The 14,783-nt window shown below is 70.0% G+C and carries 11 protein-coding genes and 1 pseudogene; all 12 read right to left on the bottom strand.

The window, feature by feature from the left end:
- Positions 1 to 87: 87 nt before the first annotated feature.
- The 12 genes and pseudogenes from FGL15_RS14225 to FGL15_RS14175 all read right to left on the bottom strand — a co-directional run bounded on the left by FGL15_RS14225 (position 88) and on the right by FGL15_RS14175 (position 14,737).
- Positions 88 to 1,056 carry a MoxR family ATPase gene (locus FGL15_RS14225; protein ID WP_085510244.1) on the bottom strand — a complete coding sequence of 323 codons (969 nt, stop codon included), beginning with the start codon at positions 1,054 to 1,056 and terminating at the stop codon, positions 88 to 90.
- Between the two features lie 45 nt (positions 1,057 to 1,101).
- The gene (locus FGL15_RS14220) at positions 1,102 to 6,348 is read right to left on the bottom strand and encodes an Ig-like domain-containing protein (protein WP_138946518.1); all 5,247 of its coding nucleotides are present in this window, start codon (positions 6,346 to 6,348) and stop codon (positions 1,102 to 1,104) included.
- A gap of 64 nt (positions 6,349 to 6,412) precedes the next feature.
- Positions 6,413 to 7,210, bottom strand: a complete 798-nt coding sequence (locus FGL15_RS14215) for a hypothetical protein (RefSeq protein WP_240773553.1) — start codon at positions 7,208 to 7,210, stop codon at positions 6,413 to 6,415.
- A 39-nt stretch (positions 7,211 to 7,249) separates the two neighbouring features.
- Positions 7,250 to 8,296: a hypothetical protein gene (locus FGL15_RS21045; RefSeq protein WP_240774008.1), complete on the bottom strand. Its 1,047-nt coding sequence runs from the start codon at positions 8,294 to 8,296 to the stop codon at positions 7,250 to 7,252.
- Positions 8,297 to 8,454: 158 nt separating this feature from the next.
- Positions 8,455 to 8,892 (bottom strand): annotated as a pseudogene (locus tag FGL15_RS21040) (protein kinase); the annotation flags it as partial.
- Between the two features lies 1 nt (position 8,893).
- Complete coding sequence (locus FGL15_RS14205) at positions 8,894 to 10,252, bottom strand: FHA domain-containing protein (protein ID WP_138946517.1); 1,359 nt, start codon at positions 10,250 to 10,252, stop codon at positions 8,894 to 8,896.
- A 10-nt stretch (positions 10,253 to 10,262) separates the two neighbouring features.
- Complete coding sequence (locus FGL15_RS14200) at positions 10,263 to 11,084, bottom strand: PP2C family serine/threonine-protein phosphatase (RefSeq protein WP_138946516.1); 822 nt, start codon at positions 11,082 to 11,084, stop codon at positions 10,263 to 10,265.
- Positions 11,081 to 11,332 carry a hypothetical protein gene (locus FGL15_RS14195; RefSeq protein WP_138946515.1) on the bottom strand — a complete coding sequence of 84 codons (252 nt, stop codon included), beginning with the start codon at positions 11,330 to 11,332 and terminating at the stop codon, positions 11,081 to 11,083. Before FGL15_RS14195 ends, FGL15_RS14200 begins: the two co-directional genes overlap by 4 nt.
- Positions 11,333 to 11,653: 321 nt before the next feature.
- On the bottom strand, positions 11,654 to 12,274 hold the full coding sequence (locus FGL15_RS14190; protein WP_168223408.1) for a hypothetical protein: 621 nt from the start codon (positions 12,272 to 12,274) through the stop codon (positions 11,654 to 11,656).
- A complete protein-coding gene (locus tag FGL15_RS20390) occupies positions 12,271 to 13,302 on the bottom strand; it encodes a hypothetical protein (protein WP_168223407.1) in 1,032 nt (343 codons plus the stop codon). Before FGL15_RS20390 ends, FGL15_RS14190 begins: the two co-directional genes overlap by 4 nt.
- Positions 13,299 to 14,243: a hypothetical protein gene (locus tag FGL15_RS14180; protein WP_138946513.1), complete on the bottom strand. Its 945-nt coding sequence runs from the start codon at positions 14,241 to 14,243 to the stop codon at positions 13,299 to 13,301. The genes FGL15_RS20390 and FGL15_RS14180 overlap by 4 nt, the downstream gene beginning before the upstream one ends.
- A complete protein-coding gene (locus FGL15_RS14175; RefSeq protein ID WP_124768805.1) occupies positions 14,243 to 14,737 on the bottom strand; it encodes a hypothetical protein in 495 nt (164 codons plus the stop codon). Before FGL15_RS14175 ends, FGL15_RS14180 begins: the two co-directional genes overlap by 1 nt.
- Positions 14,738 to 14,783: the final 46 nt, after the last annotated feature.

Here is a 14,783-nt window from a genome sequence, read left to right as displayed (position 1 = left end):
CCGCCTCGGCAGGCGCGCCGACCGACGCCGTGCGGACCGGATCGGATCCGTCCGACGCGGCGGCGGCGCGCTGCTCGAGGGTCTCGCTCATGCTGCGCGGTACGCCGGCGGAGCGATGCTGACGAGGACCCGGGCGACGACATCCTGCGCGGTCACGCCGGCGAAGTCGGACTCGGGGTCGATGATGATGCGGTGCGCGAGGACGGCCTGCGCGAGGTCGTTGACGTCGTCGGGGGTGACATAGGTGCGTCCCTGCGAGATCGCCCAGGTCTTGACGGCGCGCACGAGGGCGAGGGCACCACGCATGCTCACGCCGAGCGCAACGTCCTGGTCGTCCCGTGTCGCCGCGACGACGTCGGCGACGTACTCGAGGATGCTGCCGTCGACGTGCACCTCGGTGGCGAGCTGCGCCATGGTGATGACCGCGCTGGAGGCGATGATCGGTTGCACCTTCGTCGCGCGTGCCCGGTTGGAGGCGTCGAGCAGCAGGTTCACGGAGGTCTGGCGGTCGGGGTAGCCGAGCGTCGTCTTGATGAGGAACCGGTCGAGCTGGGCCTCGGGCAGCTTGTACGTGCCGGCCTGTTCGATCGGATTCTGCGTCGCGATGACCATGAAGGGCTGGCCGGCCTCGTAGCTCGTGCCGTCGATGGTGACGATGCCCTCCTCCATGACCTCGAGGAGCGCCGACTGCGTCTTCGGCGAGGCACGGTTGATCTCGTCCGCGAGCACGATCGAGGCGAAGATCGGTCCCTTGTGGAACTCGAAGATCCCCTTGCCCTGGTCGTAGATCGTCACACCGGTGACGTCGGACGGCAGGAGGTCGGGCGTGAACTGGATCCGCGAGCTCGTGCCGTCGAGCGTGTTCGCGAGGGCCTTGGCGAGCACGGTCTTGCCGGTGCCCGGGTAGTCCTCGAGGAGCACGTGGCCCTCCGAGAGCATGGCCGTGACGACGAGCTTGATGACGTGCTCCTTGCCGAGGATGGCCTGCTCGACGTTGCCGACGAGCTTGCCGAACGCGTCGGCGAACCAGGTGGCCTGTTCCTGCGTGACAGTCATGGGTGTGTGGGGTGCTTTCTCATCGGGTGGGATTCGGAACGGAGGTCACCAGTCGGTGCCGTTGGTCTGTGCGACGTCCCAGGTCTTGCCGTCTGACAGACGGGTGAACTTGACGTACAGGGAGAAGTTGGTCTTGCCGTACAGCCGAGTGAACTGCGCGCTTCCACTCGCGCCGATGTTCTGGCCGTCGAGTCTGCTGACGACAGAGCCGTTCTCATAAAGATGGATGTTGTACGCGCCGGGTTCGAAGTCGTTCCAGTTGATGACGACGCGGTAGCAGCCGGGACGTCCGTCGCTCGGGCAGGTGACAGGCCCGTCTCCGCGGCTGATCGAGCCGCTCGGGTTCTTCGGCGGCGGGTCCTTCACGGTGACCTCCACCGGTCCGCTCTCCGGTCCGGTGCCACCGGGCCCGGTAGCGGAGACGTACAGCTGGTAGGTGCCGGCCGGGACCTGCCCCTGGATGATCTTGGTGCCAGCGGTCTTGCCGGAGTAGGCGACTCCCGAACCCTTCATGACACGCCAGCTGTAGCTGTCGACGCGACCACCGTCGTCGGCCGGGGCGGACCACTGCATGGTGAGCGTCGTGGGAGCGTCGCCAGACCCGCTGATCGACAGGCTGCGCGGCTCACTCGGGACACCGAACGCTGTCGCCGTCTCCGAGCCTGATTCCGCACTCGGACCCACGGCGTTCCGCGCGTAGGCGCTGAACGTGTAGCTCTGACCGTTGGCGACGTCGAAGGAGCAGTCGTTGCCGGGAGCGCACTGCCGGTCGCCGCCGCCGGACCACTTCACCCAGTGCGATTCGATGGGCGAGCCGTTGCTCGCCGGCGAACCGCCGACCACCACGACGATCTTGCCGCTCTTCGCGCTCTTGACCGCGATCGTCGGCGGATCGGGGACGTCCTTCACAATGACGGTGATGCGACCCTGCACCCGTCGGTTCGGGTCGTTGGTCGCATCCTGAATCGTGTAGATGACGCTGACGGTACCGCTCTTGGACGACCCGGGCGTGACCGTGACCGAGCCTCCGGAGACGGTGGCCGTCGCCCCACCCGCCGGAGCACTCTCCACCGTGGCGTCGAGGACCTTGAGCGGGGTGTCGGGGAACGGGTTGTAGTCGTTCGCGAGGACGTTGATCGACTCGGCCTTGTTCTTACGGCCCTCCTCGACACGGTCGTCGATCGCCCGTGGGAGGGGACGGGTCGAGGACACAACCTGCACCTGCACCGATCCGGGGATCGAGTACTCCTTGTAGGTCACCGTGAAGTTCAAGGTCGCCGAGGTCCCGGGCTGCGTGCCCTGCGGAGCGGACACCGTGAGCTGCGACCCGGACAGACTGCCCTGGACGCCGGCTGTGGTCCCGGTCAGCCCCTGGTAGGACAGAGCAGCGAGGATCTTCGGGTTCGGGTGGTCGCTCGAGGCGCGGAGGTCGACGACGATCGCCGGTTCACCCGCCTCGACGGGGATCGTCACCGGCGTGAACGTCGGCGGGACGTCCTCGAGGTCCGGGTCGCCCACCGTGATCGGCAGCGTGAGCAGCTTGCTCTCGCGGCCGTCCGTGGCCTCGAAACTCACCGAGGCGGGTCCGCGGTAGTCCTTCGCCGGGGTGAAGGTGATCGTGGCGTCGTCGACGTAGCTCGAGGTGCCGTTGCTCCGGAAGTTGACGACGCTGCCCTCGGAGGCGATCGTGACGGGCTTCCCGGACGGCGCCTCGGTGATGTCCGAGAGCTTCCAGGTGCGCGTCTCGTTGACCTTGACGATCTGCTCCGGCAACGGACTCTTCATCCGCGGCGGCTCGCCGTCGGTCGCAGCCGGCACGATGATGAACGCGGCGCCGCTCAGCTGCGTGACCGGGTCCGTCAGGCGGTAGGCGATCGCCTGGCGTCGGTCGGTGAGGGTCACCCGGATGGTGCCACCGTCGCGGACCTCGCCGGAGGCGGCGTTCACACCTTCGACGCTCGGCTTCAGGTCGTCGATCAGCCCACCGGGGTTCTGCGCGCCGTCGAGCACGTCGATGTCGATGGTCTTCTTGCCGACGATGTCGGCGTCCTCGAGGACGTGATCATCCGCTTCGGGGAACTGCGGCTTCGCGTCCTTCGTGACCTTGACCTGGATGTAGGCGCTGTCGATGCCACCCTTGCCGTTGGTGATCTGGTACCGGACCGTGAAGAACGCCTCCTCCTCCGGCACTTCGATGACGACACGGCTCTTGCTGACCTCGGCGGTGAGGCCGTCGTCGACCGAGAGCAGCTTCGGTTCGAGCTTGAGCTTGTAGCCGTTCGGATCGGAGTCGTTGGAGAGCACCGGCACGGAGGCGACCTTGCCCGGGAGGACCTCGATGTAGTCGTCGACCGCGTTCGGCTGGCCGTCGACCTCCGGACGGCCGATGACGCCGATCTTGATCGTGCCGACGGCGACCGCGCCGTAGGTGTCCTTCACCCGGTACTGGAAGGTGTCGGTCCCGGAGGAGTCCGGAGCCGCCTCGTAGACGAACCACGTACTCCCCTGCTCGATGACCCGACCGAGCAACGGTGCCGAGGCGATGTCGTCGACGACGACGGAGTCACCGTTCGGGTCCAGGCCGTCGAGCGGGACGTCCACGCGGACCGTCGCACCCGCGAATACGCGCGAGGTGAGCAGCTGCGGCACGGGCGGCTGGTTGTTCTTCTTGTCCTCGCCGACCACGTTGAACGTGACCGTCGCCGTGTCGGCCTCACCGAACGTGTCGTACACGCGGTACGTCGTCGTGTAGGTGCCCGGTTCGCTCGGCGCCTGGAAGCGGACCTCGTCGTCATCGACGAACGCGAGGCCGGCGGTCGGATCCTCGACGAGCTCGCGGTCGACGAGCATGACCGCCGCGTCCGGGTGGTAGTCGTTCTCGAGCACCGCGACGTTGGCGATGTCGCCCGCCCGGACGACGACCGCGTCATCGGTCGCGACCGGTGCCTGATGCTTCGGCAGCGGTGGCACCGGGACGACGGTCACGGCCGCCGTCGCCGACGAGGTGCCGTCGGACACGACGTAGGTGAACTGCAGCTGCTGTTCGATCGGCGCGGAGGAGGACACGCGGATGACCGCGCTGTCGAGGACCTCGACGGACAACGAGGTGGACTCGTCGGGAACGGAGACGGACTGCACGGCGAGCACCTGCCCACCCGGCGACTCGTCGTTCGCGAGGACCGGGATCGTGATCGTCTCGTTCGGACGCAGATAGCCTTCGTCCTTCACGGCGACCGGCGGCCGCACGTCGGTGGGCTTCTCGAGGACGTCGACGCGGATGAGCCCGATGCTCGAGGCGATACCGGCGCCGAGTGTGTACTTCAGGTAGTAGGTGCCGGGCTCGTTCGAGGAGACGGTGACCGACTGCTTCTCGAGGCTCGGCGAGGACACGAGTCCGCCCTGCAGGGCCTCGACACCGATGAGGCCGAGCGGGGCCCCACTCGGGGACTGGTCGTTCGCCAGCGGTTGGACGAGCGCGGACTCGCCGACGAAGGTCGAGACGAAGTCGGGTGTCCCGATCGGGCTCAAGGCTCCGGCGGGCTGCACGTCGACCTTGAGGGTGCCCTCCGCCGAGTTGACCCCGTCGGACACGACGAACTTGACGTCGCGCGGGCCCATCTCGGGCGAGGCGTGCGTGAACGTCACGAACCCGTCCGGGGTGAACCGGACGAGGTCGCTGGACGCCGGCGACGCCGACTGGAGGAAGATGTCGTCGCCGTCGGGATCACGCCAGTCGGCGAGCACGTTGTAGGTGACCGTCTGCCCGGCCTCGACCGACACGGCGGCCTCGCGATGGGACGTCGGCGGCTCATTGACCTCGGGCGGCTTGATGGCGATGCTCACGTTCGCTTCGGCCACGCCGCCTGGGCGGCCGTCGTTGACGGAGTAGCGGAACGACGTCGTCCCGGCCACGAACCCCTCGGCCGGGGTGAACTGGAGCGCACGCCCGCCGTCGATGTACTCCAGCTTGCCGGTCTCCGCCGCGACGTCGCTGGTGTTCTGGATCGTCAGGACGTCGCCGTCCGCATCGGAATCGTTGTCGAGCAGCGGCAGGACCGTCGCGCGACCCGGACGGACGCCGAACGCGTCGTCGCGGGCGATCGGCGGACGGTTCTCCTCGGTGCGCTCGGCGAGCGTGTCCTCGAAGGACTGCTCGGACGCCTTCTCGTCGCCGTCCTCGCCGTCCTCCTCCTGCGGGGGTGTTACCTCGTCCCAGTTGTCGACGAGGCGCATGTTCGCCTGGACGAGCCAGGAGTTGCCGGTCTGGACGTTGTTCAGGGCGATGACCGAGCGGTTCACCCGGAAGACGAGCTGCTGGCCGATGGTCTCCGGGTTGATGTCCTCGATGACCGGCTTCTTGTCGGCGCACTCGGCTGCGTACCGACTCGAGGAGGCCCAGGCTCCGTGCATGCAGCCGTCGAGGTTGACCGGTGCCGTGACCTCGGCCGCACTCGTCGCAGCTGTGGTGACGTCCGCGTCGAGCACCTCCGGGTCGCCGCCGCCGAGTGGGACGCGGACGAGCGAGTCACCGGTCGCGATGACGGCGGCGTCGTCCGATGCCGACGGCTCCTGGATCTTCAGCGGCTTGCCCGGCAGCTCGACGACGGAGCCGTCCTGCTTCACGAGTTCGCCGGACTTCAGGTCGAGGATGACCGCCTGCTCACCGGCAGCACTCAACTGGTAGTCGTCGAGCTTCGGGAGCTTCGACTCGGTCTTCGTGCCGTCGGGCAGGATGCGGTAGAGGCGCCCCTTCGCGGGTGCGACCGCGAGGATGGTGCCCGTCGAGGTGACGACCGCTTGACCGGCCTTGCCGATGGACACGATCGGCTTCGTCTCCGTGGGGTCGAAGCGGAGCTCGCCCGCGGCGTCGACGGACCAGAGCTTGCCGGTCTCCCCCGCGACGACCGAGAGTCGGTCGCCGCCGTAGTGCACCGTCGCGCCGGTCGGCAGCGAGACACGCTGGATGAGGCTCGTGAAGGCCGGATCGATGCGCTCGAGCGAGGAGAGCGCCTTGTCCTGGAGGAAGACGTCGTCGCCGTCCTGCAGCACGTCGGCGTTGTTCGACGCCGTCGACACCGCTCCGTCGAGTTCGGAGATCTGATCGTTGAGACGCCCCGCGAGGAGCGACTCGCCGTTGGTGACCCAGACGTCGCGGGACTCGAGGTCGACCTCCGTGACGGGGAAACCCTGGTGGATGAGCGCGGCGGTCACCGGTACGGCGACGAGGACCGACAGGGCCGTGATGGACGCCGCCGTCTTGCGCTTGCGCAGCCAGGCGCTCCAGTTGCTCACGGTCCCCCAGGTGATGTTCGGTCAAGCATCGGTCGATGCGCCACGCTGCAAACGCGGAGTCACTCTAACAAACAAGTCGGCAATGGAAAACGGTTGCGGGGTCAACCGCGAGCGGGTTGTCCCCGCCGACGTCCGCCTGATCGGCGTGGTCGAGGAGCGGGAGGTCGCTGGCGTCCACGAGTCGGGTCGAGACCGCGTACTCGACCAGCCGCGCACGACGGCCGGTCGCGAGCTTCCCCGGCCCGCCGCGCAGCCCCTGGACGCCGAACTTGTCGAGCTTGTCGCAGACGTTGTCGAGCTTGCGGTTGAAGGTGGTCTGGCTCCAGCCGAGGCGGGCGGCGGCGGCGGCGGACGCCGGAATCTCGCCGCGACCGGGCGATGCCTGGCGCAGGACGTCCTCGGCCAGGGCGACGATGAGGAGGCGCTGACTGCTCGTCAGGTGGATCGGCCCGACCGTCGTGGTCCCGGCGGTGGTCGTCGAGAGCTGCGACGGACTGAAGTACTCGAGGTCCGAGGTGATCGTGAAGTCGTAGGTCGTCGTCCCGGCACTGAACAGCACCTGCAGCTCGGGGAACACGATCGGGAGCCGCGCGCCGGGCGCCAGCCACGCCTGCACGTTGCCGGTCGTGTCCGTCACCGTCGCCGAGAGGGTGTTCCCGATGTTCGTGAGCCACCAGAGCCCGGCATCGAAGGTCACGCTGAGGAAGGTGCGGTGCAGGAAGGGGTTCTCGTCGACGACGAGGTCGCCCTCGCGCCCGATCAGGAACGGCTTGCGTGCGTCCACGGCGTACTCCTCGCCGCAGAACTCGACGCGCACCGCCGTCTTCGTCGTCGCCGTGTCCGTCGCCTCGTCCATGGTCATCGTCTGGTCCCCCTGTGGTCGGTCATCGTCTCGGTCCCGCTACTGCTGCGAGCACATCTCGAGTGGATCGGGTGAGGTGACGCCGCCTCGGACGATCACCACCTCGATGCACAGTTGCGCACCCGGAGCGCTCGGCTTCAGATCGACCGCGTACGTCGAGGTCGGTACCTTCGGCGAGTTCTTGCCGCTGCTCGTCACCTGGTAGATGTACGTGTCGCCGTCCTGCGGGTCCGGGTTGTCCCAGATGAACGTCACGACGCTGCCGTCCTCGCTGATGTTCACGCCGAACGCCTTCGGCGAGGGGACGTCGCTCAGTTGGATCGGCGCCCCGGTCGCGGCGGCCGTCGGCTTCGGGTCGGCGGCCGCTCCCTGCCAGATGATCCCGGCCGCGATCCCGCCGACCGCGAGCACCGCGACGCCACCCGCGACGAGGAGGCGGGTCAGTCGGCGGCGTCTGGCTCGTCCGGCCGCATCGGCATCGGGGTCCTCCGTGGGAACCGCAGCCGCGGTCTCGAGGCGGTCGCGGCGGATCGTCTCGGAGGGCACCGAGGCCGCTCCGACGGTGATCGGGGCCGATGGCTGGATCGGTTGGACGAGCGGCCCGGCCGAGCGCACGACCGTCTCGTCGCCGATCGACGGCTGCACGCTCGGCACGCCGGGTCGGGGCTGGGCCTCGACCGTCGGGACCTGCCGGACGCGAGTCTCGTCCGACGCACTGCTGGACGTGTCCGGTCGGGGGGTCTGCGACTGCGGCTGCACGAGGTTCGGGATGTCGATGGGCGTCGGCGCGTAGGCCAGCTCCATCTCGACCCGCTGCAGCGCACGCGCGAAGTCGACGGCGCTCTCGAAGCGGTTGGCGCGATCCTTCGCGAGACCCTTCTGCAGCGTCGCGACGAGGGACGCAGGCGCGTCGTCGCGCCCGAGCGGGGTGACGGTCCCGCGCTCGATCCGGCTGATGAGGTCGGCCGCGCCGTTCGACTGCCCGGGGATCTCGAACGGCGTCCGTCCGGCGAGCAGCGTGTAGACCGTCGCGGCCAGGGAGAACACGTCGGACCGGACATCCGGATGCGGCTCGTCCTCGAACATCTCAGGCGGCGACCAGGGATGGAGAGACCGACCGTCTGCGTGCCCGAGGCACCGGTGGAACCGACGTCGCCAGGGCGCCCGGGGCCGGCGGTCGTCGGAACCTCGAGTTCGACGGCCTGCGAGATGCCGAAGTCGGTCAGCGCCGGCCAGCCGTACGCGTTGGTGAGCACGTTGGCCGGTTTGATGTCGCGGTGGAGGATGCCGGCCGCGTGGGCGGTCGCCACCGCACTGGCCAGGCGGACGCCGGTGCGCAGTGCATCGGCGACGGCGAACCGCCGCAGCTTCGCCTGCTCGGCGAGACTCGGCCCCGCGCAGTACTCCATCGCGAGGTACGGTCGTCCGTCCGGAGCGACGTCCGCCGTGTAGATCGTGACGATGTAGGGGTGCGCGGAGAGCTGCGCCATGAGGTTCGCCTCGGCGACGAAGGCCTCGCGGGTCTGCTCGCTGAGGTGCTCGGCGAGGAGCACCTTGACGGCGACTTGACGCCTCGGCAGCTGCTGCTCGTACAGGAAGACGTCGGAGAACCCACCGGCTCCGAGCTGTCGTTCGAACCGCAGCCCGGGGATGGCCGGCGGTTGCGAGGGTGAACGGCGCACGTCAGCCCTCTCGGACGCGCAGCGCGACGCCGCCGCCGAGGTCGATGACGGTCCCGACGATCACCGGCGTCGGCTCCCCTGGTCGCAAGGACTGCGGTGCCTGACCGGGCAGGACGACCTGCGTGCCGTTCCGCGAGTGGAGGTCGGTGACGACGACCGTGCCGCCCTCGACCGCGACGCGCACGTGACTCCGCGAGATGTCGTCTCCCGTGAGCGTGACGAGCGTCGGGACGACGGACGCCGGGACCTGCGAGACGCTCGGCGCCCGGCCGAGGACGACGGGCGAGGCGAGCGACTGGCGAGTGCCGCCGGGGAGCTCGAGGTAGGTGAGCGGCGTGGCCGACGGAGTGGACGACCGTGCGGGCGGGGTCTCGGCCGCGCGACGCGCACGCAGCGCGGCGAGATCCTCGGCCAGGATCGTGTGGCCGTCGTGGTCGCCGAGGTCCGATGGTCCGGCTGCTGCGGGTTCCGGCGCGGCGACGGCGGTGGCAGCCGCTTGCTGGTGCGCCGACGCCTCGGCCGCCGCACGTTCGGCGTCGCCGGCCTCGTCGACCGCCGCTGCACCGACCGGACGGAGCACGGTCTGGCCGAACAGGAAGTCGTAGCCCTCGTCGACGGGCTCCTCCGGGGTCGTCGAAGTCTCGTCCGGGTCGTCCTCGTCGTGGAAGAACTGGGTGTCGGAGACGGACGGCACGATGTGGAGCGGCTGAACGGGCTCGACGTGCGCCACCGGGGTCGCCTCATCGCCGTCCGTCTCGTCACCCGCGTCGTCCGAGGTCGCCGCGGATGCCGCGGGCTCGGCGGGGGCCGGGACGGGCGGGGCCGCGAGCTGCTCCGCCGCGGTCGGTGCGCTCGTGGACGACTCGGTCGGCCAGCGCTCGTCACTGGTCGGAGTGGCGAGCGAAGCCGTGGCCTCCTCGTCGAGGGTCGCCGTGATGGAGGTCGTCCAGACGGCTCCCGACCCGAGCGGGAGGCGCACGCCGGACGGGTTCGGCTGGTCGCTCCGGAGCGTGACGCTCACCGCGTCGGCGTGGTGTTCCTCGACCCAGGTGGTCGCGCGGGCGCCCAGGACCGTCTCGGTCCCGGCGGCGCTCGTCACGACGGCCGCCGCGAGCCCGCGCACGATGACCGTCGCGCCCGATTCGTCCCAGACGGCCGCGGCGAACGCGGGCGTGTTCGAGAGACCGCCGGCCGCGAGGCGGTCGACGATCAGCGACAGCGAGGCGTCGCCCGGGAGGTCCGCGGCGAATGCGGCAGCGGCGGTGTCGTCGCCCTGGGCGTCGACCAGCACCAGTCTGCCGGGCCCCGCCACAGCGAGCCAACGGCGGACCTCGGCCGGTTCCATTTCGTACGAGTACACGGCCACTCCTCTAGCCTCGCGGCATCGTCTCTTCAAGATACCCGAGACCACCCGCGTCATCGTAGCCGGGGCCGCTGGACATCAGCGAGGTCGACACGACGTCGACGACGAGCGCGGTCACGTTGTCCCGTCCGCCGGCGGCCAGTGCGAGCTCCACGAGGCGGTCTGCGGCTCCCTCGAAGCCCTGGGACAGGACCTCGGCGATCCGCTCGTCGGACAGCTCGCCGGTGAGCCCGTCGGAGCAGAGGAGGAACCGCTGCCGCCCGGCGACGGGGAGGAGCCAGACGTCCGGGTCGATGCCGGCCTCGACGCCGATCGCCTTCGTCACAATGTTGCGGTCGGGGTGTTCGCGCGCCTCCTCCTCCGTGATGGAACCGGCGTCGACGAGTTCCTGGACGGCCGAGTGGTCGACGGTGATCCGACGGAGTGCGCCGTCGGCCCAGGTGTAGACCCGTGAGTCCCCCACGTTGAACACCATCCAGTGGAGGTCGGTCTGCGGCGACAGCGCCACGAGCGCGAGGCCCGCGACGGTCGTGCCGATGACCCCGTTCGGTGTGGGGATGCTGCGGATGACCGCGTTGGCGGTGACGATCGTGGTCACGACCGCCTCGGTCGTCGTCGGCATGCCGATCGGTATGCCGCGTTCGAGCGCCGCCGCGACCTCACGGCTCGCGACCTCGCCGCGTTCGTGCCCGCCCATGCCGTCCGCGACCACGAAGGCGGGCGCGCCGGCGTAGAACGCGTCCTCGTTCAGGCGTCGGACCAGCCCGGTGTCGGTCCGGCCCTCGCTGCGCAGGGTGTGCGTGGACCGCGCGGTCTCGATCGTCGTCATCCCGCACCGCCCAACGCGGCGGGAAGGGTCGGTACCTCGCCCGGCCAGCTTCCGTACCTCGCGTCGAGGTCAGCGCTCGAGAGCTCCACGGAATCGCCACCGGCGTACTGCTCGGAGGCGATGTCCAGCGTCGCGAGGATGGCGATCGTCGACTCGACGGTCTGTCCGGGCGTGTCGAAGGCGAATCGCACGAAGCGTCCGCGATCGACCTCGTCCTGGGAAGCGAGCTGCGCGAGGGAGTAGTCCACGAGGGCACCGGGGTCGCCGGTGAAGGCGTCGGTCGCCGAGAGCGTCGCGGTGACGTACGCCGTCGTGCCGTCCCAGGCGCGGGCGGCCCGGAAGCCGGCCCCGGGATCTCGGCGATCGCTTCCTCGACGGCGGCAAGTGTCCGGTCCGGGGTGCGGGCCGGGGTGCGTTGCGCCGTCGGCGCTGCGGTCCCGCAGGCGGTGAGGAGCCCCAACAGGACGACCGACACGGCGCCGGATCGGACGATGGTGCTGATGCGCATGGAAGGCCTCACGATCGGGAACGGGCTGTGGACGGGCGACCCGGTGTCGGGCCGTGGTCGATCATCTCCGCGTCGGACTGTAGTCGGTCACCTGTTGATCACCGCTGAAGAAGCCGCTCGCCGAGTCCAGGTAGGCGTCGACGCTCGGGTCTCCCGACGACGACGTCTCGTCCGCCATCATCTCGTACCGCTGCGCGTTGTGGGCACTCGCGATCCCCGGATCCTGCTGTTCCGGGTTGACGCCGCCCAGTCGCGGGGCGTCACCCTGGACCGTCGTCCAGTTGGCCGAGTCCGGGTTCCCCTGTCCATCGAGCCGGGCGACCGGATCCTCGTTGAACTCCATCGAGAGGACCTGCACGTCGTCGGGGATGTCGAAGCGTGCGATCGGCGAACCCGCCGTGACGAGGTGCGTCACGTTGTAGCCGAAGTCCGGGTCCGAGGCCAGCGACCCGGCCGTGATCCCGCCGAGGCTGAAGCCCTCGAGCATCACCGGGTCCGTCGGCGAGATGCCGGCGGCGGCCATCGCGTCCTTCACCGCCTGGCCGAGCGCCGTCTGTTCACCCTGCATGGCAGCGATGTCCGAGGTGAGGTCGTTCGAGATCGCGCCACCGTGCGGATCCCAGACCTGCGTGCTCGGGATCTGCACGATCCAGCTCGGCGGCGGTCCGGCCGACTGGATCACGCGGATATTGCTGAGCTCCTCCTCACCCTTGTCGATGTCCGCCGAACCCTGGAGGAGGTCACCGAGGTCGGTGACGGTTCGGTCCCGAGGCATGGCGAGCGGCTGTGAGGGTCGTCGGGATCCATGGCGAGGCCGCCCTGCCCGTCGTCGAAGAGGCCGAACCGGCCGCCACCGGTGGCGATGGCGTCGATCGCCTGCTCATAGGTGAGCGGCGGCCAGCCCTGGCCGGTGACGACCGACATGAGTCCGTTGAAGCCGGGCAACAACCCGGGGAGGAAGGTGAGGCCGGCCAGCAGACCTGGGGCACCGTCCGTGAGGATGTCCTCGATCCACGCGTTGTCGCCCAACCATTCGTTGGCGGCCTGGGCCGCGACCGGGGCGAGCTCCTGCAGCCGCGACAGCGCGTCGGCGTAGGTCGCCGCCGTCCGGTCGACGACCTCTTGCGGCGAGTAGGCGGAGATCGAGTTGGCGGTGAACAGTCCCGCGACGCCGGCCGGCGAGAGCAGCAGCCAGGGGTTGTCGCCGATCTGGTCCAGCGTCTGCTGGGCGCCCTCGACGAGCGAGTCGACACCCTCGACTACGATGTTGACGCCTGCCACGGTGAGCATCCACGCCCCGCCCACCACCGCCACGCCCGCCGCTGCGACGAGGCCGACCGGCACCGCGAGGACGCCGATGACGAAGGCGACCCCGTTGTGGAGGGCGACGGTCGCCGCGGCGATCAGCTGATCGGCGGTCTCGTAGGCGACCACGGCGCCCTCGAGGAAGACGGCGGAGACGCCGGTCTCGGTCGCCACGAGGAGGAGGGAACCGGAGGCGAGGACGATGGCGCCTTCCGCGGCCGCCCCCGTCACCGGCGACAGGATCATGGACTCGAGCAGGTCGCCGTCGACCGCCTTCGCAGCGGCCGTGCCCGAACGCCCGATCAGCTCGGTCGACAACGTGGCGAGCTGCTGCGCCTGCAGTCGCATGTCGTCGAGCCTCGCGCCGACGCCGCCGGCTCCGCCGGAGACCGTGATGCCGCTCATGCCCGTGCTCCCTGGATGGTCGCGGCGATCGCCAACACCTCGGCGACGATGTCCGCGCGACGGACGGCCCGGAGCGAGACCCGGGTCCCCTCGGCGACGGTGGACGGGTCCATACCCGCCGCTTCGACATCCGGAGTGTCGACCGACACGGCGACCCAGCCCTCGGCACCACGGAGCCACGTGTCCGTCCACCGTCTCATGGGCTCCCCGCTCCGGGAGAGCGCGTCGAGCCGGAAGCCGCCGTCGATCCGCTGCGCGACACCGCCGAGGAGCACTGCGGCCTGCGGGCTGTGGAGCTGTTCGACGACCGCGCCGACGACGTCGGGTCGGTCCTGGCGGAGCGCGAGGACGAGCGCCTCGGCGTCCGCGAGCGGGAGGACGACCACGTCGGTCGAACGGCCCCGCGCGTCGGGGACGTCGTGGAGCGCGGAGAGGGGTCGCAGGAGTTGCTGGGCCAGCCCGGCGGTGTCGAAGGCGCGGATCTCGACGGCGTCCTCGTCGCGCGCGGCCGTGCCGTGCTCGGCGACGGACGCGTCCGAGTGGTCGACCCGCTGCGTCCGCAGCAGCGCCAGGGCGTGCGCGCCGATCACGGAGACGGACTGGATCGCCGTCCGGTCGAGGGTCCAGCAGGAGGCGTCGACGGCCGCCGTCGCGAACTGCGGCATCGACAGGAAGGCGGCGAAATCGGGATCGACGTCAGCGGTGAGGTCGTCCGGGAGGCTGTCGTCGCCGCGGGCGAGGAGTCGCCGCTCCCGGAGCCGCGCGACGGCTCGCTGCTCGCGCTCACGGACTTCGGCGGGCGACACGTCCGAACCCCATTCGGTGTGGAAGGCGGGCGGCAGCACGATGTGCGGGGTGCGGTGCTCCAGGACGTGGAGTTCGTCCGCGGTCAGCAGGAAGGCTGCCGCCGCCGGAGCCGGGCGGGTACGGGTCATGGGCATCAGGGGGTCCATCCTCGGCTGCGGTAGAGGTCGGCAAGGTCCAGCCAGCTGCGGTCACCGGGTGTCGGCAGCGATGGCGTGGAGGCGACGATGTCCTTGGCCTGGTGCACGAGGAAGTCCGGGACCTCCTGGCCGAAGAACTCGAAGACCTTCGCGGCGCCGTCCTTCACGGTCTCGACCGCGCCGGAGACGAGGTTCACGGCGTCGTTCCAGCGGTCGCCCACCCAACGGGCTGCGTCCTCGATGAGCTGCTTCACGTGCTCGACGGCGGTCGCGTGCGCGTCGAGCTTGTCGGCCGCGTCGTCGAGCTGCGTCGCCGAGTTCTCGAGCGAGACCGCCCGGGTGCCGAGCTGCTCGATGAAGGTCTCCGCCGCGGTGGAGGTCCACGCGAGCTCGGCGGCCGAGCGGAGGTCTCCGGCACGGCTACGGACCTCGGTCGCGAGGGTTCGCAGCTCCGTCGCGCGGAGGCGGATCTGTTGGGTGTCGCCGTACACTGCTCGCTCCTCGTCGCGTGGTGCTGCGTCGCTGTCGCCGTGGGTC

Source organism: Plantibacter sp. M259, from assembly GCF_006065115.1.
Classification (GTDB): domain Bacteria; phylum Actinomycetota; class Actinomycetes; order Actinomycetales; family Microbacteriaceae; genus Plantibacter; species Plantibacter auratus.
The sequence above is the reverse complement of the archived record's forward strand: the minus strand, read 5'-3'. Positions and strand labels throughout refer to the sequence as shown.